The sequence below is a fragment of the Paenibacillus sp. TSM33 genome (assembly GCF_056099025.1).
The window spans coordinates 1,213,296-1,238,338 of record NZ_JBLZXB010000017.1; the positions used below are offsets into that span (position 1 = coordinate 1,213,296).

Annotated in this window: 25 protein-coding genes; 5 read left to right on the forward strand and 20 right to left on the reverse strand. The window is 45.7% G+C overall.

Going from position 1 to position 25,043, the window contains the following annotated elements; genetic code table 11:
• Positions 1-153 precede the first annotated feature (153 nt).
• The 18 genes from ACN6NF_RS17380 to ACN6NF_RS17465 form a co-directional block, all read right to left on the reverse strand.
• Positions 154-801 carry a response regulator transcription factor gene (locus ACN6NF_RS17380; RefSeq protein WP_038978085.1) on the reverse strand — a complete coding sequence of 216 codons (648 nt, stop codon included), beginning with the start codon at positions 799-801 and terminating at the stop codon, positions 154-156.
• Positions 802-808: 7 nt separating this feature from the next.
• Positions 809-1,873: a sensor histidine kinase gene (locus tag ACN6NF_RS17385; protein WP_474318780.1), complete on the reverse strand. Its 1,065-nt coding sequence runs from the start codon at positions 1,871-1,873 to the stop codon at positions 809-811.
• 1 nt (position 1,874) lies between these two features.
• Positions 1,875-2,327, reverse strand: coding sequence for a GAF domain-containing protein (locus tag ACN6NF_RS17390; RefSeq protein WP_013372380.1), 453 nt, complete (start codon positions 2,325-2,327; stop codon positions 1,875-1,877).
• Positions 2,328-2,372: 45 nt separating this feature from the next.
• A complete protein-coding gene (narI, locus tag ACN6NF_RS17395) occupies positions 2,373-3,056 on the reverse strand; it encodes a respiratory nitrate reductase subunit gamma (RefSeq protein WP_013372381.1) in 684 nt (227 codons plus the stop codon).
• Positions 3,053-3,619: a nitrate reductase molybdenum cofactor assembly chaperone gene (gene narJ / locus ACN6NF_RS17400; protein ID WP_474319074.1), complete on the reverse strand. Its 567-nt coding sequence runs from the start codon at positions 3,617-3,619 to the stop codon at positions 3,053-3,055. Before narJ ends, narI begins: the two co-directional genes overlap by 4 nt.
• Positions 3,612-5,201, reverse strand: a complete 1,590-nt coding sequence (gene narH / locus ACN6NF_RS17405; protein WP_474318781.1) for a nitrate reductase subunit beta — start codon at positions 5,199-5,201, stop codon at positions 3,612-3,614. The genes narJ and narH overlap by 8 nt, the downstream gene beginning before the upstream one ends.
• Positions 5,191-8,865, reverse strand: a complete 3,675-nt coding sequence (locus tag ACN6NF_RS17410; RefSeq protein WP_103042544.1) for a nitrate reductase subunit alpha — start codon at positions 8,863-8,865, stop codon at positions 5,191-5,193. Before ACN6NF_RS17410 ends, narH begins: the two co-directional genes overlap by 11 nt.
• A 198-nt stretch (positions 8,866-9,063) precedes the next feature.
• Positions 9,064-9,735: a molybdate ABC transporter permease subunit gene (gene modB / locus ACN6NF_RS17415; protein ID WP_474318782.1), complete on the reverse strand. Its 672-nt coding sequence runs from the start codon at positions 9,733-9,735 to the stop codon at positions 9,064-9,066.
• Between the two features lie 2 nt (positions 9,736-9,737).
• Entirely contained in the window at positions 9,738-10,589 is an 852-nt protein-coding gene (gene modA, locus ACN6NF_RS17420) for a molybdate ABC transporter substrate-binding protein (protein ID WP_474318783.1), read from the reverse strand.
• 48 nt (positions 10,590-10,637) lie between these two features.
• Positions 10,638-11,345, reverse strand: coding sequence for a DUF542 domain-containing protein (locus ACN6NF_RS17425; RefSeq protein WP_474318784.1), 708 nt, complete (start codon positions 11,343-11,345; stop codon positions 10,638-10,640).
• A gap of 108 nt (positions 11,346-11,453) precedes the next feature.
• Positions 11,454-12,875 (reverse strand): protoporphyrinogen oxidase, encoded by a 1,422-nt coding sequence (gene hemY / locus ACN6NF_RS17430; protein ID WP_474318785.1) that lies wholly within the window; start codon positions 12,873-12,875, stop codon positions 11,454-11,456.
• The gene (locus tag ACN6NF_RS17435) at positions 12,868-13,974 is read right to left on the reverse strand and encodes a TIGR04053 family radical SAM/SPASM domain-containing protein (RefSeq protein ID WP_474318786.1); all 1,107 of its coding nucleotides are present in this window, start codon (positions 13,972-13,974) and stop codon (positions 12,868-12,870) included. Before ACN6NF_RS17435 ends, hemY begins: the two co-directional genes overlap by 8 nt.
• 15 nt (positions 13,975-13,989) lie before the next feature.
• A complete protein-coding gene (locus tag ACN6NF_RS17440) occupies positions 13,990-14,778 on the reverse strand; it encodes a YwiC-like family protein (RefSeq protein WP_474319075.1) in 789 nt (262 codons plus the stop codon).
• A gap of 124 nt (positions 14,779-14,902) precedes the next feature.
• Positions 14,903-15,700: a hypothetical protein gene (locus ACN6NF_RS17445; RefSeq protein ID WP_474318787.1), complete on the reverse strand. Its 798-nt coding sequence runs from the start codon at positions 15,698-15,700 to the stop codon at positions 14,903-14,905.
• Positions 15,701-15,744: 44 nt separating this feature from the next.
• Positions 15,745-16,212, reverse strand: coding sequence for a hypothetical protein (locus tag ACN6NF_RS17450; RefSeq protein WP_474318788.1), 468 nt, complete (start codon positions 16,210-16,212; stop codon positions 15,745-15,747).
• Positions 16,213-16,264: 52 nt separating this feature from the next.
• Complete coding sequence (locus tag ACN6NF_RS17455) at positions 16,265-16,735, reverse strand: DUF6097 family protein (RefSeq protein WP_474318789.1); 471 nt, start codon at positions 16,733-16,735, stop codon at positions 16,265-16,267.
• 23 nt (positions 16,736-16,758) lie between these two features.
• Positions 16,759-17,460: a DUF1963 domain-containing protein gene (locus ACN6NF_RS17460; RefSeq protein ID WP_474318790.1), complete on the reverse strand. Its 702-nt coding sequence runs from the start codon at positions 17,458-17,460 to the stop codon at positions 16,759-16,761.
• A 20-nt stretch (positions 17,461-17,480) separates the two neighbouring features.
• Entirely contained in the window at positions 17,481-18,407 is a 927-nt protein-coding gene (locus ACN6NF_RS17465) for a cell division protein ZipA C-terminal FtsZ-binding domain-containing protein (RefSeq protein WP_474318791.1), read from the reverse strand.
• 156 nt (positions 18,408-18,563) lie between these two features.
• Between ACN6NF_RS17465 and ACN6NF_RS17470 the strand changes: the two genes are divergently transcribed.
• The 4 genes from ACN6NF_RS17470 to ACN6NF_RS17485 all read left to right on the forward strand — a co-directional run bounded on the left by ACN6NF_RS17470 (position 18,564) and on the right by ACN6NF_RS17485 (position 22,017).
• Positions 18,564-19,310 carry an MORN repeat-containing protein gene (locus ACN6NF_RS17470; protein ID WP_474318792.1) on the forward strand — a complete coding sequence of 249 codons (747 nt, stop codon included), beginning with the start codon at positions 18,564-18,566 and terminating at the stop codon, positions 19,308-19,310.
• A gap of 275 nt (positions 19,311-19,585) precedes the next feature.
• Complete coding sequence (locus ACN6NF_RS17475) at positions 19,586-20,671, forward strand: WXG100 family type VII secretion target (protein WP_474318793.1); 1,086 nt, start codon at positions 19,586-19,588, stop codon at positions 20,669-20,671.
• 31 nt (positions 20,672-20,702) lie between these two features.
• Positions 20,703-21,539, forward strand: coding sequence for a hypothetical protein (locus tag ACN6NF_RS17480; RefSeq protein WP_474318794.1), 837 nt, complete (start codon positions 20,703-20,705; stop codon positions 21,537-21,539).
• Complete coding sequence (locus ACN6NF_RS17485) at positions 21,532-22,017, forward strand: DUF5381 family protein (RefSeq protein ID WP_474318795.1); 486 nt, start codon at positions 21,532-21,534, stop codon at positions 22,015-22,017. Before ACN6NF_RS17480 ends, ACN6NF_RS17485 begins: the two co-directional genes overlap by 8 nt.
• A gap of 37 nt (positions 22,018-22,054) precedes the next feature.
• On the opposite strand, the gene ACN6NF_RS17490 is transcribed toward ACN6NF_RS17485, so the two are convergent.
• Positions 22,055-23,230 carry an aminotransferase class I/II-fold pyridoxal phosphate-dependent enzyme gene (locus ACN6NF_RS17490; protein WP_474318796.1) on the reverse strand — a complete coding sequence of 392 codons (1,176 nt, stop codon included), beginning with the start codon at positions 23,228-23,230 and terminating at the stop codon, positions 22,055-22,057.
• Positions 23,231-23,297: 67 nt separating this feature from the next.
• On the reverse strand, positions 23,298-24,137 hold the full coding sequence (locus ACN6NF_RS17495; protein WP_474318797.1) for a MetQ/NlpA family ABC transporter substrate-binding protein: 840 nt from the start codon (positions 24,135-24,137) through the stop codon (positions 23,298-23,300).
• Positions 24,138-24,419: 282 nt separating this feature from the next.
• On the opposite strand from ACN6NF_RS17495, the gene ACN6NF_RS17500 reads away from it, so the two are divergent.
• Positions 24,420-24,977: a YdhK family protein gene (locus ACN6NF_RS17500; protein ID WP_474318798.1), complete on the forward strand. Its 558-nt coding sequence runs from the start codon at positions 24,420-24,422 to the stop codon at positions 24,975-24,977.
• Positions 24,978-25,043 lie beyond the last annotated feature (66 nt).

Consider the following 25,043-nt stretch of genomic DNA (forward strand, 5'->3'; position numbering starts at 1 on the left):
TTCCCATTGTAGCCGCTAGCCGTTCCTTTCGAATATAGGGGACTCCCCTTTCCCGGTCAGGGGAGTCCCTGAAAATAAAAAAGCCGCTTCTCGTAAGAAGCTGCTTGATTCATTGTAGATATTTATTGGATTATAAATAATCTTTTTCATAAACTAGAAATCCAGCATTTTTTTCTTTAAAGCATATTGGACCAGCTCAGGCCGGCTTTTTAAATTCAATTTCTCCATGATTTTAGCTTTGTTTGCTTCCACGGTCTTGACAGAGATGAACAGCTTTTCGGCAACTTCCTTGTTACCGTATCCCTTTGCGACCAGAGGGAGAATTTCCAACTCACGCTTGGACAGAATCTCATACGGATCTTCGGTTTGTGATGTTGTGTCTTTCTTGATGAATTCACGCACGAGAGAAGTGGCCATTTTAGGATGGATATAAGTCCCGCCCCCATGAATGGTTCGTATAGCAAGCAATAGCTCCTCATCTGGTGCATTTTTCAAAACGTACCCTGAAGCACCATTCTTCAAAATATGAAATAGATATTCTTCGTCGTCATGCATGGTCAGTATCAGAATTTTAGTGTCAGGGTGGTCCTCTTTAATCTTGCCTGTGGCGATCAAACCACTTTCGCCTGGAGGCATGCTGAGGTCCATAATTAGAATATCCGGCTGATGTTTGGCTACCATAGTATACGCTTCAATCCCGTCCGCAGCCGTTCCGACAACCTCCATATCCGATTGGAAGTTGAGAATCATGGAAAATCCGCTTCGTACAATGGCATGATCATCTGCTAATACAATTTTGATCAAGTTTCTATTCCTCCTCGTGTCCAATCGGAATTTGTAAAAAGACTTTGGTTCCTTGGCCAACATTCGAAAGGACGCCAAAACTTCCACCTACCAGTTCTGCTCGCTCCTGCATACCATACAAGCCTAGTCCTGTTCCAATAGGCTTGCCCCCCTTGTCAAAGCCAATCCCATTATCCTCTACAGTCAAACGAAGCGCGTGTTCGTGCTCGGACAAAGTAACTTTAACGGTATCCACCTGGGCATACTTTAATGCATTGAGCACAGCCTCCTGACAGACGCGATAAATGACTGTTTCTTTTTCGCTTCCATACCGCTTCTGGGGAAGATCAGATATGAACTCAACCACTAGACCAAAACTTTGCTCAACCCGCTTAAAGTGGGAACGGAATGCCGCCTCAAGTCCAAAATCATCAAGGGTAGCAGGACGAAGATCCACAGACAGGTTGCGGATATCATCCAGCAAGCGTGTCATGGATGCTTCTGTTTGCTTCATGTTTTTAATGAGCTGCTCATCATTCGTCATGTACTTTAATACCCGTAGTTCAACAACCGCGCTCATCAATTCCTGGGCGACGCTGTCGTGCAGCTCTCTGGAAAGCCGTTTACGCTCGTTTTCCTGCGCTTCAATGACATGCTTCATCATTTTGTTCTGATACAATTTCTCCTGCGTCTGAAATTGCGGGGTCAAATCTCTCAGCATCAGCACCCGGATTCCATTTGTAGAATCAATCGTATGAAAAGAAGCTGCATAGGGAACCATTCCGTTGCTTTTCGTCTCCAGATAGACCTGAAAAGAAGCAAAATTGTTGGATTCAGGCACATTGAAATAACAATCAAGGCAGGTACGGGGCTCTGTGTCGCTTGTATAGCCTCTGCATGTTCCACATAAGGCCCTATCCTGTCCTTCATAGAGTTGAATGAGAACGTCATCGTCTACAATCTCCTCAGCCGCCGGGTTCATGGCTAGGGTTTTCCCTTCCCTATCAAAAAAGAAGATAGCTTCTGTGCTGTTCTCAAACATCTTCACCATTAGCGCACTCAAAGAGTCTGTCCCTATAGACAATGTCAATTCAAATCACTTCCTTCCCGTTCAACTCTCCAAATCCCTCATGTGCCAAGGCTTCCAAATCACGCATCATGGCTTCGGTCATCAGTTGTTCTTCTCGAAATCCACCCAATAGTACGCCCGCGACGCGAGCATCGTTCCACAGAGGCACAGCCCCGAGACTCTTGAGCTTTTCGGATTGAACGATCGGATAGTTAAATAGGTTCTCTGCCCCAACATATTGATGAACAGATGGAATAAAGACAGATTTCCCGGTTTTAAACACGACTCCTGCTATGCCCTTTCCAGATTGCAGCACAATCCGCTTAAATCGATCATTTAAATTGCCAGCGGCATTTTTCCATTTAATGACGTATTGATATTCGGCCGGTTCAACCAGAGCAAGTGCCATAAAATCATAACCGAAATGTTCGCGTATTCGCTCAAGCTCCCTTTGATAATCCATCTTATTATTCATCACTCTCTCCTAATAAAACTAGGAAAGAAGGCAGGGCCCGCTTTCCTAGTTCGATTTATGTCTTCTGTAAAGGATATAACTTCTGCGCACATAATTCAACGGAACGCTCCACACGTGTACAAGCCGGGTAAACGGCCAGAACGCAAAAATCGCAAAACCCATAAGTACATGAAGCTTGAAAGAAATCGGTACATCTCTCATCAATGTCGGGTCGACACGGAATATGAACAGGCCGCGGAACCAGATTGAGATCGTCTCCCGATAATCGAATTCAGGCTGTACCGCATTCGTTACGAGAGTTGCAAACATCCCCATGCATACAAGCGCCAACAGTAATACATTTACAATCAAATCAGAAGCTGTACTTAAACGGCGCACATTACGAATTGTAAAACGTCGAGAGGTAAGTATCAACATCCCCAGGAACGTCATAGCCCCAAATATTCCACCAATATAGACCGCTCCAATGTGATATAGATGATCGTTTACACCCAGCGCATGCATCCAGGTTTTAGGTATGCCCAGACCAGACACATGACCAAATATAACAGGAATGATCCCCAAGTGGAATAAGAGACTTCCAATCATCAATTGTTTCTTTTCAATAAATTCACTTGATTTTGCCGTCCAATTGAACTGGTCAGTTCTATAGCGGAAGATATGACCTACGATAAAGATGACCACGCACATATAAGGGAAAATGACCCATAAAAACTGCTCCATCATCATAACGCGGCTGCCTCCTGTTCTACACAAGCTTTAAGCGTTTCGCGCAGTCCCTTGACCAGATGAAAATACGGGCTTTCCATTTTTTCCAGCGCTTTAAGCAAATGATAAGTGCCATCTTCCAAAATCGCGATGGGCATGCGGAAGTTTTCTGTCGTCTTTGCATCCTGCACCCATTCGGCGGCATACAGAAATTCACACATGAGCGGCAGATAATCAGGCAGCTCTCCATCTGGCATTTCAAGACCATACATTTCATAGAGAACCTTTAACTTAACCAGCATTTGTCCTCTTTCTTTTGCATCTTCGAACTTGAAGTAAGTCATATATAGTGCACAATTTTTTTGAAAATCAAAAGTTTCCGTATACATCTCCTGGATTTCTTCCATACTAAACTCTTGCATCAAAGACCAGTACATATTAGCATGCGTATGCGCAGGATGATCCGGATTAAAGGATGCTTCCAGAAAAGCCGGATGAAAATCCAGCTTTTCTGGGTACATGAGCTGTTGGGCGAAAAACCCGAATGAAGGCTTGAATTCATACAGTTTCGCTACATTAATCACGCCAAATACCCCCGTAGAAGTTTTCTTCATACATTTGCTTGCCTGATTTCGAAGGCTCTTCCATTCCCGTGGAGCTTGCCAGGCTACAACCACTACAGCCAGATCCTCCAGATCCACAACCTTCCATATTCCCTAAGGTGTCACCAAAACCAGAAGCTCCTTGAGCACGATATGGATTGGCATAACCCTCTTTATGCGATGTCGGAATGACGAAACGGTCCTCGTATTTGGCAATGGCCAGAAGCCGGTACATTTGCTCGGCCTGACGTGCTGTCATACCGGTACGTTCCAGACGGCTTTCATCAAAAGATTGTCCTGTGGACTGAGCGCGCATATAGGAGCGCATCATAGCCATCCGCTGCAGCGATTCTTTCACCGTCTGGGTGTCGCCCGCCGTCAACATATTGGCAAGATACTGAATAGGCGTGCGCATTTCTTCGATAGCTGGAAAGATCATATCCGGATTCTCGATGGAGTCTTTCCCTTCAAAGTAATTCATGATCGGACTAAGTGGTGGTACGTACCAGACCATTGGCAGCGTGCGGTATTCCGGATGAAGCGGGAATGCCAGCTTATACTCAATAGCAAGCTTGTAGACCGGTGAGTTCTGCGCTGCCTCAATCCAGTCTTGCGAAATCCCATCTTTTTTCGCTTGGGCAATCACTGCCGGATCACTTGGGTCCAAGAACAAATCACACTGTGCTTTATACAGATCTTTCTCATCCTCTTTAGAAGCAGCCTCCTGTACCTTATCCGCATCATACAATAGAACGCCAAGGTAACGAATTCGTCCGGTACACGTCTCAGAGCAGACGGTTGGCAACCCGGCTTCCACACGCGGGAAGCAGAAGGTACATTTTTCCGCTTTGTTCGTCTGCCAGTTGAAGTACACTTTCTTGTATGGACAACCTGTCATGCAATATCGCCAGCCGCGGCATGCTTCCTGATCCACGAGCACAATGCCATCCTCGTCCCGTTTGTACATGGCACCTGAAGGGCAGGATGCGACACAGCTCGGATTCAAGCAGTGCTCGCAAAGCCGAGGAAGATACAGCATGAACGACTTCTCGAAATTGAATTTAATCTCTTCTTCGATTTTCTGAATATTGGGATCGAGAGGGCCTGTCACATGAGTACCTGCCAAATCATCCTCCCAGTTTGGTCCCCAATTCAGATCCATTTTTTCACCTGTTACAGCAGATTGTGCACGTGCTACCGGAGAATGCTTCTGCTCTTTGGCGTTGGTCAAATGTTCATAATTGTAGGTCCAGGGCTCATAATAATCCTTCATTTCAGGCATATCGGGATTGTAGAAAATCTTGCCGAGCGCTATTTTGGATAGCTTGTTCCCTGACTTCAGTTCAAGCTTCCCTTTGCGAAGCTGCCAGCCGCCCTTATACTGCTCCTGGTCTTCCCAGCGTTTCGGATAACCAATACCAGGCTTCGTTTCCACGTTGTTAAACCACATATATTCCGCACCTTTGCGGTTTGTCCAAGTTGTTTTGCACGTCACGCTGCACGTATGGCAGCCAATACATTTATCCAGGTTCATGACCATGGCAATTTGAGCTTTAATCTTCAAGCCAGTTAACCTCCTTCATTTTACGTACCGCTACGTACACATCGCGCTGGTTGCCGATCGGACCGTAATAGTTGAATCCGTAGCTTAGCTGAGCGTATCCACCAACCATCTGGGTCGGTTTAAGATGAATTCTTGTTGGCGCATTATGACTGCCCCCGCGTGTATCCGTGATTTCGGAGCCTGGCACTTGAATGTGCTTATCTTGAGCATGGTACATAAACATCGTTCCTCTTGGCATCCGGTGACTGACAACTGCTCGGGCGGTTACAACACCGTTACGGTTGTACACCTCCAGCCAGTCATTGTCGGCAATAGCATGAGTTGCTGCATCTTCGTTATTGATCCATACCGTAGGACCTCCGCGGAATAGCGTAAGCATATGCTGATTATCCTGGTAGGTGGAGTGAATATTCCATTTCCCGTGTGGAGTCAGATAACGAAGCACCAGTGAATCCTGACCACCCTTGATTTCCCGATCACGCGTGCCGAATACCATCGGTGGCAAAGTCGGTTTATAGATAGGCAGCGACTCCCCAAACTGCTGGAAGATTTCATGATCGATATAGAAATGCTGTCTTCCTGTCAAAGTCCGGAACGGAACGAGACGCTCAATATTTGTGGTAAATGGCGAGTAGCGACGTCCCTGTTTGTTGGAGCCACTGAATACCGGTGTCGGTATAACTTCACGCGGCTGCGCTGTAATGCTTTGGAACGTGATTTTCTCGGCGGCACGGTCGGCTGAGATGTCCATCAGCTTCACACCATGATCCTTTTCCGCCTCTGCGTAGGCTTTTTGCGAGACACGACCGTTGGTTGCGGACGAAAGATGAAGAATCGTATCGGCCACTTGGCGAGCTGTCTGGATCTTCGGTAGTCCATCTTTGATGGACTCATCGTAATAAACCCCGTTCAGCTTCTTCAATTCCTCATATTCATCCGCTACCGAGAAGCTAACGCCGTGCGCGCCCGTTTTTCCAGTAGCCAAATTTGGACCGAGTGAGACGTATTTATCATGTATTTTGGTATAATCGCGTTCTACGATGCTGAAATTAGGCATGGTTTTACCCGGCACAGCTTCGGCCTCGCCTTTCGTCCAGTCCTTTATAAGACCCATCGGTTGCGCAATTTCGCCTATGGAGTCATGCCCAAGCGGTGCAGTTACAAGGTCTTTATATATTCCCGGTAGATGCTCTTTGGCCATGTTCGAGAAGGTTTCAGACAACTGACGGTAAATATCCCAGTCCGAACGTGATTCCCAAAGCGGATTTACCGCAGGATTAAATGGATGCACGAACGGATGCATGTCTGTCGAGGACAAATCCGTCTTCTCATACCAGGTTGCCGCCGGAAGTACGACATCCGCGTACAATGGCGTTGTGGTCATCCGGAAATCAAGTGCGACCATCAAATCAAGCTTTCCTTCCACATCTTCCCGCCAGACGATTTCCTCAGGCTTCTGATCTTCGTTCGGCCGGGCAAGCAGCGCGTCGGAGGCTCCGAGCAAATGCTTCATGAAATATTCCTGTCCCTTGGCCGAGCTGGAAATGAGGTTGGACCGCCAAATAAAGAGCGAACGCGGAAAGTTCTCCGCTGCCCCTGGATCTTCAATAGCAAAACGAGTCTTACGCGATTTAATCTCTTCCACAGTGTGGTTAATGATTTCCTCGTTTGACTTCTTGCCTAATTGCGCCGCCTCTTCGGCGAATAGCAGGCTGTTTTTATTAAACTGCGGGTAAGAAGGCATCCAGCCCAACCGTGCAGCAAGTACATTGTAGTCCGCCGGATGTTGGTAACTGACCTCTCCCCCAGTCGGCGATTTCAATGTGTCGGTGCCGCTTTCTTCATAGCGCCACTGTTCAGTTGCAAAATAGAAAAACGAAGTAGCATTTTGCAACCGAGCCGGTCCCTGCCAGTCTTTGGCAAAGGCAATCGTTGACCAGCCTTCAATAGGACGGCACTTCTCTTGACCTACATAATGCGCCCAGCCTCCACCGTTAACACCTTGGGAAGCCGTCAGTACGACCAGGTTCAAGATGGAGCGATAAATGGTGTCACTGTTGAACCAGTGATTGATCCCCGCCCCCATAATGATCATGGAACGTCCTTGAGTGTCGATAGCGTTCTGAGCAAATTCGCGAGCAACTTGCACTACGACCGATGCCTTGACTCCCGTGATCTTCTCCTGCCAGGCAGGAGTGTAATGAGAAGCTGCATCGTAATAATCCTTTGCATTATGAGGGCTATCATTGCGAGCCACACCATACTGACTCATCATCAAGTCATATACGGTGGCTACGAAACGCTCTGAGCCATCAGCCAGACGTACTTTTTTCGCCGGAATGACACGTTTGAATGTCCCGTTACCTGTGTTATCAAAATAAGGGAATACGATTTCTTCCCATTGCTCGTCATGACCTTCCACCGTGAGCGCAGGCTCAACCTTGGTTCCATCTTCCCGTTCCAGGATCAGGTTCCATTTCTTATCCTGCTCCCAGCGCTGTCCCATTGTACCGTTCGGGACCATCATTTCCCCTGCTACTTCATCGAAAATGACCGGTTTCCAATCTGCATGCTGTGAAGCATCCCCCAGATCACTCGCCCGCAGAAAACGTCCGCCCTTCCAGGCTCCTTCGTGGGGATCAAGCAGAATCATGAATGGCATATCTGTATATTGCTTGGCATAGTTAATGAACATGGGTTCCTGGCGTTCCTGGTAGAACTCATCTAGAATGACATGTGTCATCGCCTGTGCCACAGCGGCGTCTGTACCCGGATTGGGTGCAAGCCAGTTGTCAGCGAACTTTACGTTTTCCGCCAAATCTGGAGCCACGGATACGACCTTCGTTCCTTTATAGCGTACTTCCGTCATAAAGTGAGCATCTGGCGTCCGGGTAAGTGGTACATTCGATCCCCACATGATCAGGTAACCCGCGTTGTACCAATCTGAGGATTCAGGTACGTCCGTTTGCTCACCCCAAATTTGAGGAGAAGCAGGCGGAAGATCGGCATACCAATCGTAAAAGCTCAACATCTCCCCACCAAGCAATGAAATAAACCGCGCTCCTGAGGCATAGCTTATCATTGACATTGCTGGAATAGGGGTGAAGCCTGCAATCCGGTCAGGACCGTATTTGCGAATGGTGTAAATTAATTGCGCCGAAATCAGATGCAGAACATCATCCCAAGCCACACGAACATGCCCGCCTTTGCCGCGAGCCGATTTGTAGAGCTTGGCTTTCTCCGGGTCTTCGACAATGCTGGCCCATGCGTCTACCGGATTGCTATGCTCCTTGAGGGCAGCTTGCCAGAGTCGCAATAGCTTACCGCGCATATATGGATATTTCACACGTAACGGGCTGTATTCATACCAGGAAAATGAAGCACCACGCGGGCATCCACGCGGCTCAAATTCTGGCATGTCTGGACCGCAGGAGGGATAATCGATTTGCTGATTTTCCCAAGTGATGATGCCGTTCTTAACAAAAACCTTCCAGCTACAGGAGCCGGTACAGTTAACACCATGCGTCGTGCGAATCACTTTGTCATGAGACCAACGCTGGCGATACACGTTTTCCCATTCTCTATTTTTTTCTTCAAGGATTGACCAATTTCCAGAATAGCTCTCGATTGGTTTGAAGAAGTTGAGACTGTATTTTTTTTTCATCGGTGATCAACGCTCCTTTTCAGAATGAATCAGCCCATCGCAAACTCACGGGGAAGATTCATTCGCTTACTCTCATTATGTAATTCATTCATCTCTGTTCCCATTAGGGAATGTCCTATAGCGCTATAGAAAATCCCTCGTTCTATGGAAAGATACAAAAAAAGCCCCCTCGGCCAGAGGGAAGCTTGTATGAATAGATTAATTGTTCTTTTGGCCTGTTAACAGGAGCATTATAAAGGAAATGAAAATGATAGAGCATGTCCAAGCCCAGGCCATAGGAAGATGACCAGAATCCACTGCGATATAGATGGCTGTAGGGATCGTTTGTGTTTTACCCGGAATATTTCCGGCTATCATCAGCGTAGCACCGAATTCACCCAGTCCACGGGCAAAACCGAGTATAAAGGCCGCTTTAAAAGAAGGGAAAATCAAAGGAAAGGTGATGTATCGGAAGACCTGCCACTCATTTGCACCCATTGAGCGTCCCGCGCTTTCCAAGTCCCGATCCACTGAAGCGAATCCCATTCTCAGTGTCCGATAGACTAGAGGAAAGGCTACAACCACCGCTGCCACAACCCCAGCCCACCATGAGAATACAATAGGCTCGCCAAACCATTGTTCCACCAAACGTCCAAACCCACTTTTTCGTCCGAGTAAGATTAACAGTAAAAATCCAACTACAGTCGGCGGGAGTACCAAAGGCAGCATAAGCACAGTTTCAACGAGTGTTTTCCCTTTAAATAAGCCTAACCGCGACATGGACCATGCCGCAAACAAGCCTAATAGGATCACCAGAACGCTAGATAACAGTGCAACCTGTAACGATAATCGAATCGGAGGCCAATATTCGTTCCAATCTATAGCCTGCATGCTCACTTGGGTATGGTAAATCCATACTTAGCCATAATATTCAAAGATTCTTGCGATTGAAGGTATTCATAGAAGTCTTCGGCTTCTTGAATGTGCTTGGAAGCTTTGATGATCCCGATGGGGTACTCAACCGTTGAATAGGTTTTAGGGTCCACCTCAAAGGCAATTTTCGCCTTTTGCGAAGTTAACGCATCTGTCTTATACACAAACCCGACATCAGCGTTACCCGTTTCTACATATTGCAGCACTTGTCTAACATCTTTTGCCTGAACGAGCTTGTCTTGTATCACGTCCCAAAACTTAACGTTCGTCAGTGCTTCCTGTGCATATTTGCCTGCAGGCACACTTTCAGGAATACCGATTGCCACCTTTTTCACTTCTTTTTGCATTAAATCTTTTACACTCGTGATGCTCGTCGTCCCGTCAGCAGGGATCACCGCTACCAACTCGTTCGTCAGCCATGTTTTTTGTTTATTGCTCTCGATTAACTGCTGATCTACGAGAGACTTCATGTTTTTCTTCGAAGCAGACAAAAACAAGTCCGATGGAGCTCCTTGCTCAATCTGCTTTTCCAGTGCACCAGAACCACCAAAGTTGAAATTCAATTGAATACCTTTATGGGATGATTCGTACAATGTCTGGATTTCTTTGAGTGCATCTGTTAAGCTCGCAGCCGCAGAAATGGTCAGTTCAACAGTTTCAGTCTTTTTCGATGAATCCTGGCCGGAAACCTCGTTCTGGGCCGCGCTGCTACCACTTGAAGCCGATTGTTGCCCCGCACCGCACCCTGCTAGTAACAACACAACACAAAAAGCAAAGAAAAGTGCCTGGCTATGTTTAATAATTTTTTTCATTTTTGTTTGACTCCTTACGTCTAGCCCTGTCATGAAGTGATAGTTGCATTATGAATGGGGTTGTGCCTGTCTGGTACGTTCAACTAGTGTACAATTCTCAAGCAGAATATGATTATAAATGTCCGCTTCCAGATCCTCCAAACGCTTCAATACAAGTCGATGTGTGCCACAAGCTTCCTGTAACGGCTCAAAGCCATTGGTAATCAAGCGCAGCTCCTGCAGTAAATCCACAACCGCTTGGTGCTCGTCTTGCAACTCGGATAAGTGAAAATGAAGTGCGTCCACACGCTCAAATGTCGAGTCTTGAAAAAACGCTTGAATCAACGGAAACAGAAGGCTTTCCTTGAATTGAATATGTATCGTTAACTTCTGTTTAAGCAAGGTATAAAGTTCATTCACTCGCTTCAGGTGCGAATAGCGTTCGCCATGAACCCGTGTTAGCTTGGTAATATACGGTGTGAGCGCCGCTAGTTCTTCACATAACTTTGTATGATACTCATCCTGAATATAGGCGATCAGTTCTTTGGGTTCTAGTGAGGATGGTTGCATTTGCTTGTGCTGTGCCTGACTTTCCTCCACTTCATGCACCCGCGCCAGCAGTTCACCAGCATGAAGACCCCGGTTGGCAGCTGCTTCACGGAGCGATATTTTCCCGCCACAGCAGAAGTCAATCCGTAGTTTACGGAACAAGTCACTTGTTTTGGGTACTTCTTTCACAATGTCCGCTACCCATGTTTCTTCCGTTAACTGGCTCATTTTCATTCCCCCATCTTACTTCAGTTTTATACTCAACTCTCATTCTATGTCTCTCTCAAGGCTGAACCAATTAGGGTGATCCCTTTTTCACTCGTGGAAAGAGCCTGATTATAAAAAACCTGAGACCAGCTGTTCAGCTGCTTCTTTGCCTTGGGCGATACAATCCGGAATGCCAACCCCTCCATAACCAGCACCACATAGATACACATGCGGAAAATATTGCGACAAATCATGTCTAACCTTCTCCATCTGCTCCTTGTGTCCGATCGGATATTGTGGCATGGATTGATTACACCGACTGACTTCAGTTAGTTCTGGTTCAGCTTCGATTCCCATTAAATCTTTCAGGTCTTTGCGCGCTGCTTCTACAAGTTCATCGTCTGTCATATGAACCCATTCCTGTGCGCCTGCATGTCCAATGTAAGTCCGTAAGAGTGTATATCCTTCAGGTGCGGTATGGCTCCACTTTGTCGATGACCAAGTACAGGCCGTAATCATTTTTCCTTCCTTGCGAGGAACGAGAAATCCAGTTCCCTCATAAGCAAGATCAAGGTCTGAATTTTTATACGCAAGGGAAATATTCGCTACCGAAACGTAGTTAATCTTATGGAGCCAGCTCACAATTGCGATATCGGAAAATAATGTAGCCGCCTCAAAGGCTGGAACAGCGCAAATCACTGCATCTGCCTCTAACATTTGTCCATTGTCCAGGATTACCTGATAAGCATCCTCTTTTCTTACTTCAGAGGCACTCTGTCCCATCACATAATGGACGGTGTCGAGCTTTTCCTTTAACCGCTCCACGATGGTGGATAATCCTTGCCGATAGGAAAGAAACATGCTTTTCTTGGCGATTTCCGGGTACTTGTTAGATATACCCGACTTTCTGCCCGCTCCTTTAGCCATGCCTATAATCAGACTTCTATGCTTTTGTTCCATCTGCTTAAATTGAGGGAAGGTTGCCTTGAGGCTAAGAGAATACGTATCGCCAGCATAAATACCAGATAGCAAAGGCTCTGTAATCTGCTCCAACACCTCTTTACCTAGACGCCGCTTGATAAAATCTCCCAGAGACTCATCCATATCGCCTTGCTTGGCTGGAATAATTAAATCCAGAGCTGCGCGTGCTTTTCCCAGTGGAGAGATTAGCCCTGTCCGAATGAAGGGCGTTAACTTTGTTGGAATGCCTAAAATAAAGCCCATTGGCATGGTATGCAGCTTACCTTTATGCAAAATGGAGGCTGACTTGGCCTTCGGATTTGTCGACACTAAATCGGCTTCCAGTCCCAATTCCATAGTCAGATCCAATATAGCTGTTTTTCTGGCCAGAAAAGCATCCGGTCCTTTTTCGATCATAAAATGATTTTGGCGAACCGTTTGCAGCTTTCCTCCCAGACAGTCGCTTTTCTCCACCAGTGTAATCTCCACTTCAAGCTGCCTGTCCTCCGCCAGTTTTTTCACATAATAGGCAGCACTTAAACCGCTTATTCCTCCACCAAGGATCACAACTCTTTTAGCATTTTTATTCATGAGCGCACGTTTCCTTCCCCACTCCAGGCATATATGCACAATAAGGGTCACTCTCCAAATAATCTCCTGTAATTGCAAAAGCCCTTGCTCTGGAGCCTCCGCAAACTGTATTGAACTCGCAGACTCCACATTTGCCTTTAAGCAGAGATTTGTCTCGAAGATGGTTCATAATCGGAGATTCCCGATAAATATGTGCCAAACTATCCTTTCGTACATTTCCGCATGTTAACGGTAGGAAACCACTCGGGTACACTTCGCCAATATGACTGATAAAAACAAATCCATCTCCATCATTTACGCCTTTAGGCGCGCGTCCCAAAACATCTGCCCGTTTAGGTTCGAACATTGCACCGTTCTTCACTGCTTTATGTTTTTCCTGTAGTACAACCCTTCGATAGTGAGGTGCTTCGGTAGCCTTTACACCGTAGGGCATCTGTTGCTGTATCTGGTACAACCACTTCATTACAGCCTCATGCTCATCAGGAGTAATCATATCTTTTTCCATACCACGCCCGGTTGGAACCAGAAAAAACAAGCTCCATAACACCGCCTGCATTTCCTTTACCTTTTCTGCAATTTGCTCCAGGTCATAAAGATTGTATCGGGACACGGTTGTGTTCACTTGGATAGGGATGTTCATTTCCTTCAGATAGCCAATTCCCCGCATAGTCGTATTGTAAGAACCCACAGTCCCGCGAAAATGATCATGAATGTCCGCGCATGAACCGTCCAAGCTAAAAGCCCATCGTGATAAGCCTACCTGCTTTGCTTTTTCGACCGCTGCTCGTGTCACTTTCGGAGTAGCACTAGGAGTCATTGAAACTGATAGCTTTTTTTCCTCAATTGCATACTGAGCCAGCTCAAACAAATCGGAACGCGCTAACGGATCTCCACCTGTGAAAACCACCAGCGGATGATTCATTTCAGCGATTTGATCGAGCAGCCTTTTGCCCTCTTCAAATGTCAACTGACGAGGGTCAGGCTTATATTGAGCTTCCGCTCTACAGTGAAGGCATTTTAATGCGCAAGCTCGCGTTACCTCCCAAATGACGATAAACGGGTCTACGCGATAATCTCGTGGCGTTTGCAAAGATATCATTGATGTCTCTCCTTTTTAAAAATATAAAAACAGCACAGATACATAGAGCATCAATGAAAATCCAATTTCAGCCATGCCTACCTGCTTTGCCTTTAACTCGAATTTAGGAAGCCATATAGCTCGCAATAACAAAATTAAAAATGGAATAAACAAAAACACCTTGATCCAGGCGGCCAACAGCACAATGATCAGATGATAGATAATAGACGCATAATAGTAACGTGGATTTTTTCTTTCACGGATGATCGTTTTAACATAAAGAGCCGTTCCTATGAAATAACACACCAACAGCAAAAATAGCTCTGTGGTTAATGTCCAATCTCCACCTTCTCCAATATGAACAACAGGGTATATAAAAGAACAGAAAACTAGAATCGCAGCAATGTCATTTAACAAAGCACGTTCATTTTTGATTTTGGCGTAATACATATTAGCCATAAAAAAAAGTAGGAGCAGAACTCCATACCAGATCAACGCAGGTTTAACCCATACTAGAGAAGCTAAAAGAGGGAGGAGTATTGCTCCGTATATAACAACGGGTTTACGGTACCTTTTACTATTCCCTGTTTTGATCCACTGGAGAACAGGAAAACTAAATAAATAGATAACAAACCAGCATACGAATAGAGGTATATGAATGAATTGTCCTGGAGCAGCAGCCAAACCAAATAAAAATGGAAGAATGAGCATTGCCCAGGCTCCATGCTGATTGGGTGTGTATCTACTGATCCCCTTCAAAATATTGATCCTTTTTTCACAATGTTTAATATCTTTATAGCTTCGGTTAATCGACTCATCATCCATTCCCCCAAGATTCAATTTTTCATCCTACTCTAATTGTAAGTATTCTATCCAATTGAACCAATCAGGGAGTTCCCTTTTTTGTTTGGGGGAATAGCCTAACCTAAAGATAAACCTTCACTTTCTTTTATAAAAACGTACCGAAGTAATAGTCCAGCGCTTCCTGGGAGTATCCGTCATCTCCTTGCCAGGCTGCTACCGAATAAAAATCATCATTGCCGCCGCGGCGTCTACGAGGTGTGTCCCGTGGTGCCAGCAAGCCAGCATATCCCCATACCTCCATAACCACGTCGCGTTCATTTTTGCTGGATGGGAACACATCTTTCCAGCGCTTCTCCAATTGCCGCGCACCATTCTGAGCCTCACAGTCCTGAACGGCTTCCAGCATGTTATGAAGGATAGCCAGATCCTCATCAGAAACCTGGAACTCCTCTTCTTGACTAAACAATTCAAGGTCCATCCAGCAGTAAAGAAGGTGATTCAGCCGAATACCGCCCCATTTGATCCGTTCAAAATTCAGCACATTCAAATCCTTATTGACGTATTCCTTATCGGACATTAGTTTATGAAAATTACAATCCCCACAACTGCTGTAATTGGGCAGGACGACAGGTCGTTCCCCATAGGTATGCATAGGCAGTTTGGCGGTTAATGCCCAGCTCGATAAGGCGCTTCGCAAATGAACCTTTTTCGTGGAAAGACTGTGCAGAAATGCCGCTGCCACTCGCTCTTTTGTAGCCTTTTGCTGGTGCAACTCATGTAACCTATTTATCATCTCATTATGTGTAATGGTGATCGGCTCGAACATCAAGCCCTTGCTTTTGGCATATTCAAAATCCTCACCCGAAAAGGGTCCCCGCTCCTGCTTCCAGCCACTGGCGGACCAGAAAGTGTTCATAAGTATTTTCTTTGCTTTTTTATCCATCACACTTCTCCTTACTCATCCCAACAGTCTCACCTACAAGATCGCTATTCACCTTTATACTTAAAAGCAATGGCCGTATTTCCCGACCGGGGGTCAAAATAAGAAGAGATTTTCCCCCAGTCAAGTTCATATTCCATATAGGGGTAAAGCTTGGTTTGACGATAGCTTGGCTTTACGGACAAATGTTGCTGTAACAAACGATCATGCTCCCTTTGACGCTTTCTTTCCCCTTCCTCAGACCAATTATCCCATGAAGTTGGAAATTCATTGCCTTGGAGCGAAATCTCTACAACCACTAGACTTGTATCCTTAAAGCATACAGACACAAAAAAATACCGGTGCAGCAAAGGAACCTGATCAAAATGATACCAATTGTAATCATTCCCTAGCTTTCTTACAGAATGAAAATATTTCGTGTACAAATCGGTCTCTAACAACTGCTCTTCTGTTAAAGAAGAATAAATCGCGTGCTCATTATCAACTTGAATGATGCCCGATTCCCAGTCATTCATTGCTGTCACTCCTTAAGCTGATATGCCAATCTTCTACAGCTACTCTTTATCCTCAATGGGCCACATGTTGGAAAATGGCCTGCCAGGCTCGATCCAGCACGCGTGTATGTAATCGTCTAGCACAAACATTTCTAACGATACCAAGCACGATCACACCCACAAATACAACACTAAGTATCGTAATAGAGGGAACCCAATATTCGAACGTGGCATTCATCAGCACATCCAGCAGATGTCGCTCCGGCTGCAAATATTCCACCGCCGCAACGATAACTGCTACCAGCAATATAATCACAGAGAGGCTCAAAAGCATTGCATTAATTACTTTGTATCTGGCAAGCCCTTGCTGAAAAATGCGAGTGCCGGCATATTGCTCCAGCAAGATGATTTGCTTGTGAAAATCATTCTCCACCTGCTCTACAGGCAGGTCGTGCTTTTGAATCAATCCATGTGCTTTCTTCAGTTCGGATTGAATAAATAGACTGCTCTGGATAGCAGATCCTAACTGACCTAAAACATTCATCTCTTTTCTCTCCATTTCAATATTTAGTAAAAATCAAAGTAACCTCGCCAGGTTCCTTTATTCTGATGCTTGGCAAAATAAAAGCTACCCCCATCGACAATATTTAATTCGGCTTTGGCATCTGACGCAATCTGAAACACAAATTCATAGCCTTCACCAAAGTCGATGCCTGGTTGAATAAAGCTGGGATAGCCACCCATTTTGTGAACCGCATATATGTCCTCTACGATGTCCTCAAAATAGTCGGGCTCCTCCTCGTCCATAGCATTGGGGGCATCGCCGTATTCCTCAGGAATATCTTCACCGTCCCAGACCGGATAATCATTCTCTTTGAGCTCGGGGAACAACGGAAATGCTTTGATTTGCATAAATGCCGAACCAAAATCTTTTTCGACCAAACCCTCTACCGACGTATACTCACGAATACACATATATCCTTCCATATCCTCATGATCCAGTACATCGGGAGACAGGAAGACTGTCAACAGCTTGACATCACGTATAGCTTGAGGAACAAAAGGCATAGCAGGCAGATACAATTGCATGATCGGAGCCATAACATTTCCCTGTACATCAATCGGCTGTTCCTCTGTCGGTAAAGCTACTGTGACTCTACCGATCCAGCTCTGATCAAGGGAACCCGACGGTCTGCGTCCCCCTGTATGAAAAATAGTAGCTTTACGTCTTAGAATCGTTCTTAGCTTCTCAATGGAGTTGCTGGACAACGAAATCACTCCTTTCTAACCTAGAATAGAAACATCACAACATCTTCGCCTGCTCTACAACCAAACTCACTTAAGCGGTCTTCCATCTCTTGAATCTGGCGCAGATAGTCTTCCTGTACAGCTGGCAGCTCCTGTTCATTCACTAATGTCCCGCCGAGTCTGGCGCGCGCATATTCGGCACCTTTCCACATCGCCTCAAACACAGCTTGCGGCTGCACCGTTCGTACCGCATCCATACTGAAAATCAAATCTGCAAAGCGATCCTCTGCGAGTGTACTCAACCAAAAGAAGCCGGGCTCGGTTCCCGTATGTACGCTAAATAGTTCATCATAGCCTCCCGGACCGTGATGGTGTGCATGGAAAATATCCATATCTCCCCACTCCATTCCAAGGCTGAGCATGACATCCCAGATGTCCGCTCCACGGTAAGATTGACCTTGATCCGCTACCAGCCTAAGCATGACAGTGTGTTCCCTCTCACCTTCCTGATCTACAAATGCTTGAAGTTTTTCCGCTTTTGCACGTGCATGAGCAGCATCCTCCCGAGGAAGCACACGAACGGTACCCTTCTCCTGAAATCGCGCTGGCAGTGTGTTCATAAAGTCAGTAACCTTGGCTTCTTTCAATCGAATCTGCATCTCTACATTATCGAATATATCCTTACAAATACAGATTTTATCATAATGGCATTCGCCTTCTAGTCTACGTCCGACACTAGTCCATATCTGCAAATCTTGGACATGCCCGTATACGATATATCCTTTGAGCAATTGCAAAATGTCTTCATCTGACAACGTAAAATCACAGAATTCCACATCTATCAGCCAGTAGATATTAGAATCTGGCTCTACTTCATGTATTCCTTTTATCGTCTTCCTAGGCGCATGATCCAACTCTACGGCAAGGATCCTCGATACGTCCTCACTCCCATACTCAGGCAAATTCAAAACATACTCCTCCTTATTACCTGTTTTCTACTTTACAGTTTCCTATAATTCTCAATATATATTAAACTATAAACCACCAAGCACAAAATAGGTTAATAGTGCTGGGTTGTTGAACATGACTCGTAGAAACTCAAGCTTCGAAAGGGGAAACGCATGATGCAAAAACTGTGGCAAAAAGGAAAAGCTCTGTCCCTGCCTATTATGGTGTCGGCATCGCTGATTTCTGGAGCGCTGTCTGTAAGTACACCTGCGGCCCATGGGGCTGCAACCAAGGAAGTGCTTCAGCTATCCGGTCAGACAACTTACTACGGAGAGGTTGTGAATGGTCAGCCACACGGACGTGGTACGATCAAATGGAGCGAATACAAGCAGTATTCGGGCGATTTTGTGAATGGAAAGCGCTCAGGAACTGGAAAATATATGAATCAATATACAGATGCAGATGGACAACATCATAAAGTCGTATATAACGGAACATGGAGCAATGACACCATAAGTGGCAAGGGTACGCAGACTGATAAAGTGACGCAAACGGACGGAACGATACGTTCGAATGAAATCCAAGTCGGTACTTTTCAGAACAATGGATTACAGAACGGCTACCAAGTGATCCATGCTGTAGCCGATCCAGACTACAGCTTTACTTATAAAAATGGCAAAGAAGTGCTAAATATTTTGCACAGTAATCAGGATCTGGTCCAAAAATGGCAGCAAGGAGAGCTTTTCTCCGTAAATTACAAAAATGGCTCCGTTCAAAAGGAATACTCTATGTTCCCTGAAGAAATTGCTGCCAAAGAACGTCAAAGACAAGCAGACATCAAATATCTCAAAGGGATTACCGCCAAGGTCACCTCTCACTTGCAGCAGTTTGAAAAGCTTTCCAAGCAAGTCCCTCTGAAATAAGCTAGAATGTCGCACAATATATAATAGCTTCTATGCATGATGGCCTCTCATTCTTATGGAAAGCTCCATTTGAACAGAGAGGCTTTTTTACATTTTCTTCATGAATAACATGTAAGAACTTCGGATCATAACAACTCCTACTATTTTCCCTTATACCCCCTCATGAACTCATACAAATGACTTATTTTTCACAAAAACCCCCTCCTTTTTTTGCTAACCACCGCTAGAATCACTAAAATATTAAGTAATTATTTTAATCATCCGAGGTGGACATCATGGCTAAAATTATGGTTCCTCCTGAGAAACTAGAGGCGGTTTCCAGGCAGTTCGCACAGGCACGTGAACTGGGAGCACAAATTTGCGGACAACTGTCACAGCAAATTCAAATGCTAGAGAATAGCTGGGCAGGAACGACACAGCAGCGCTTTTATCAGGATTTTCATAAAGCACGTGGACAAATGGATGCTTTCACTCAAACGGTCGGTTCTGTCAGCACAGAATTGCGTTCCATTGCAGTAAAATTCAGGGAAACAGATACCCAAGCAGACACAGGGATTAAACAAGGAGATCAGAGCGGACAGATTAAGAGCAATGAAGGAGCAACTTCTGGGAAAAAAGGGAACGACCCAGCAGATATAGCCATTAACAGCCTGTCAGAAGCCAATAAATGGCGGGGACAATTGGGCTTTGCCGGGACAGCGATCTATAGCGGTCTGGCTTCCACACTTGTGCTTACCAAAACAGTAGAATTCAAGAAAAGTCTGAAAAATCCCACTCGAGCGGTTATACATAATGCGGCATGGGTGAAAGGCAAGGGTAACAATGCTTTTATGCGTAATTTGGGCAAAAGCCTAAACCGCCAATTCGCTAAACCAGGTATTGTCATGAAGGGCTTGAAGGGCTTTGACCGTTTAGCTGGAAAGCTTCAAATGGGTAAGCTCGGTCTTGGATTTAACAAAGCTAATAGTTTTCCTCAATGGACGCGAAACGTCATCGCCGGGGTAGAAAAAGGTCGTTACGGCATAGCCACCCGCCAAATTCCCGGCATGATCGCCAAAAAGCTATACCCTATTAATGCCACCATGAATATTGTGGGCGAGGGCATCAGTCTGGCTGGAAAATGGAAAAGCGGAAATCTTACCGGAACGGATGTAGCTGTATCTGCTTCTAACGTAGCGATTAAAACCGCTGCAACTTACGGCGGCGCTGTTGTTTTGGGGTCCATAGGCGGTGCTATCGGCGGACCAGTTGGTGCAGCCGTTGGTGCATACGTTGGCGGTACAGTGGGAAGCTGGGCAGGTGGAAAAGTCGCCAAGTTTGCCGAAAAAGGGATACGCTGGGCCAGCAAACTATTTAAATAACATACACTACAGATAGAGAAGGAGCCTGACTATGGACAAACAAACGGTAATTTTAACGCTTGAGGAACTAGGCTTTGCCTTGACTGCACTGGGTGCAGAGGATATGGCTTCGGGTCTGCTCCAATCCTATTACGGGGAACTAACTGAAGATCGCTGGGAACTGCTTTTTCATGCTGCAACACATAGCCTGGTATCCAAGGGCTTGATGGAACAACAGAATGACGGGCAACAGCAGCTTGAATTTGATGCGTTCATTGTTGAAATGCTAGCTCATCTGGTACAAAGCCGCCAAATGCTGCGTGGATATAAGGAGCAGCAGGATAAGCAAAATACATTAACGATACACCATGGAAATGGCCGTTTTTTGTATCACTTTTCCAGCCACAATGAACTCCATTTCTTTCGCTGGTCTTCCCCAGAAGACTGGCATCACGATATTGATCAATTGTTCGGCCTGTCCGCTCCGAACTTCAATGCTCACAGCCGATACGTCGATCTGACAGAAGAACAGTGGAATGAGTTAACCTCATCCAAATTTACGATGCAGCAAATGGCAACGTGGAAGCTTCAAGCGTCGGCTGAACAAATGATACAAGACTGGCGAGAGGATTTTAACCGTAATCAGTGCAGCCTCGATAATTTGAGCCAGATGGTATACACGGACACGGATGAAGAGGGTCCTTCCGTTACAAATCTGCTATTTGTTCTTAAAGGAACGAATGATGTGTGGATCGTAAGAAATACAGAACTGGATATGCAGGCCACCCCATGTCTGCGAATTGAGAGTGTGACCGAATCTGAATGGAGAGAACGGATCACTCATTTCATTCAGGGGTTTGTACCCGATGAGGCGGTATTCCGTGGATAAAATTGTATATCGCAGATCTTTGGCATTTTGGAAAGCCCTGGGTAGCTTGATGTTTGTGCTGATTTGTCTGTTTTTGCTGCTGCTCATTTTTATCGACGAAGATATCTCTGCTCTGCAAATCTTCTTCTTTATTACGTCCGCCATGATTGGACTTCCTTTTTTCGGTAGTTATTTGGTGGTCTGTTTGAGCAGAACGCTTCGTAAGGATACCTTCCTGTTTATCTTTGACGAACACTGTATTTCCGATGGTATTCGAACTGTCCCGTGGTCTGCAATCACTAAAGTCGAATTCGAAGGGGCCTCCATCCGCAAATGGTTGCGCCCTCGCTTTCCTGCCTTTATTTTTCACCTGAATGACCGCAGCACCTGGGAAGTCAGCACCGATTATGTGTTGAATGATATGGAACTGAATCAAGCCAGGAAACAACTTCGAACTCTCATTAACCAGTATGGCAAACCGAAGAAAAAACGTTTTTGATTTGCGCTCTCATTCCATGAATTCCTTTCATTCCAGCTTAAGCTTGAAAAACACCCGTTGCTGCAATGCGCTGCACCGCCTCTAGCAGCCTTTCTTCACTGTTCACCAGACTGACCCTCACATGAGAAGCTCCTGCACGACCAAACCCTTCTCCAGGGGCAACTGCAACATGCGCCTCTTCCAGTAAAAAATCTGCAAAGGAAGCCGATGTATACCCTTCCGGCACCTTAAACCAGGCAAAAAAGGACCCTTGGGGAGCAGCTACATGCCAGCCAATATTTCGTAACGCTGCAATGAGAACATCACGTCGCCGTTCATATAACGCCGCAAGCTCCCGTACTGGCTCCTGGGTGCCCAGCAATGCGACAGCTCCTGCATCCTGTACCGCGCCAAAAACAGTGCTGTAGGCATGCGTATGATAATGCTTGAGCGCACCAATAACGGACGCATTTCCAACCGCAAAGCCGAAGCGCCACCCAGCCATGTTATACGTTTTGGAAGCTGTGTACGTCTCGACACCGTACTCCTTGCCGCCAGGGATTTGCAATAGACTAATCGGCTTATGCCCTCCAAACCCAAGAGCACCGTAAGCAAAATCATTCATAACCGGAAACTGGTACCGAGCAGCATAATCCAGTGTCTTCGTCAGAAAATCTGCAGTAGCTACTGCTCCTGTCGGATTGTTCGGATAATTAATCATGAGCAGTTTGACCTGCTCTGCGATTTCTTCCGGCACGGTTGTATAATCAGGCAAGAATCCATGCTTCTCATCCAGTGGGATCGTATGAATATGGGCTCTTGCCAGCGCAGCAGCCGAATAATATTGGGGATATGCCGGGTCGGTGGTCAATAACCAATCACCGGGATTCAGCAATGCCTGTGGAATCCCCAATACACCTATGGCTGAGCCATTGAATACGGCAATTTCCCGGTCAGGGTCCAGTTCCACCTGATACTCCCGTTGATAGAACGCAGCGACAGCCTCCAGCGTGCTTTTTTTCCCATGAAAAGGCGGGTAGCCCTGATTGATCGGTTGATCGACCGCTTCCTTCAAAGCGTTGATGATATGCGGTGGTGTTGGCTGATCCGGGTTGCCGGCTGCCAAATTGATTACATCTATTCCTTTGCTTCTATACAGATTCACTTTGTCATCGATTGCGCTAAAATAGTTGTCAGGCAGAGCCTTGACGAGATCAGAGGATGAAAAAATCACGTTTATCTCCACCTTCTATCCATAAGATATAGACTGAGAATGTCAGCCCGCCAGGATCATACCCTATTTATTTAAAATAGTTTGGCAGCTTGTAGCCTTCATACACAGGATTCGATTTGATGTACTGTTGGAATTCATCTGAATGATATCCTTCAATAATATCTTTGACGAAGGGCTTGTCCTTATTCTTGCGGTCCACAGCCACCACATTTGTGAACGGGTCTGTCATATTTTCAAGCTTTAATGCCGAGGTCAACTTCATTCCATTTGATACAGCGAAGTTCCCTTGTATAGCCGCAAAATCAACATCCTCCAGTGCACGTGGCCCCTGTGCTGGATCGGTAGCAACAAATTGTAGATGATGCGGATTAGAGGTGATATCGTTCACCGAGGTTTGCAATGGATCGATATTGTCCTTTAACGTAATCCAACCTACTTCCTTCAAAATGTTCAACGCACGCAGCATATTGACTGGCTCGTTAGGCAGGTTGATTTGAGCTCCAGCACTGATTTCGTCAAGGCTAGTATGCTTGCTGGAGTACAATCCCATTGGAGGAGTCGGAACCTGCACAGCACCAACCAGATCAATATTCTCCCGCTTATTCATAGAATCCAGATAGAGCGAATGCTGGAACACATTAGCATCAATATCTCCATTAGCCACGGCTACATTGGGCTGAACCCCGTCTGTAAACTCTTTATATGTAATCTTATACCCCTTCTTCTCCAAATATGGAGCCACACCATTCTTAAACTGATCGCTATATGGACCGGGATTAAAGCTGATATGCAGTGTTTTCTTTTCTTCACCAGCAGCGCTGCCCGACGTATTCTTGCTGCCACAGCCTGAAATAAAAAGCACGACTACGCCCAGTAGCAATATAAATGAAATCCATTGTTTCTTCATTTTGATGTCCCCCTGCTCCTTGATATGATCTACTTTTGGTGAGTTAAAATGTTTACAGCTTTAAAACATAGTAATTTGATGTGTTTTGTAGATATTACAACGATTTTTTATTCACTGTCAACAATATTTAAATTACGTATCTTCCGCATAACTCAAAAGGATCACATCAGGCGCTCCACTTGAAAACAAAGCACTTCACAAGTTTGTAAAATAATTCTGTTTCAAATATACCCCCTATGGGTATATTTGAATGTAGAATAAAACCCTAAAGGAGTTATAAATATGAAAAAACAATGGGCTTTGCTCGCTGGTGCAGTCATGATTATTTTGAGCGGGTGCGGGAACAGTAGCACGCCGAATCAGGAGCATACGACAAACAGCAGTCAACAGCATGATACATCGGAAATGAACCACTCCACTTCCAGTGAGCTTCCTGCCGGACTACAAGAAGCTGAACATCCAGCCTTCAAAGTTGGCAGCCAAGCGATTATTCGAGCTAACCATATGCCAGGCATGAACGGCGCTAAGGCCACAATCGTGGGCGCTTATACGACTACTGCTTATACGGTCTCATATACTCCAACGACTGGAGGAGAAAAAGTGACTAATCATAAGTGGGTTATTCATGAAGAGATTAAGAATGCAGGCAGCGAGCCCTATGCACCGGGAACGGAAGTTATCCTGGCGGCAGATCATATGAAAGGGATGGATGGAGCTAAGGCTACCATAGATTCCGCCGAGCCAACAACCGTATATATGGTTGATTACACGCCGACTACAGGAGGAGAGCCGGTCAAAAATCATAAATGGGTGACGGAGAGTGAGCTTTCAGCTAATTAGAACTCTTGTATGACTGGTTGCTTATGACCACTAAAGGGAGCCGGCAACGGCTCCCTTTGTACAGAG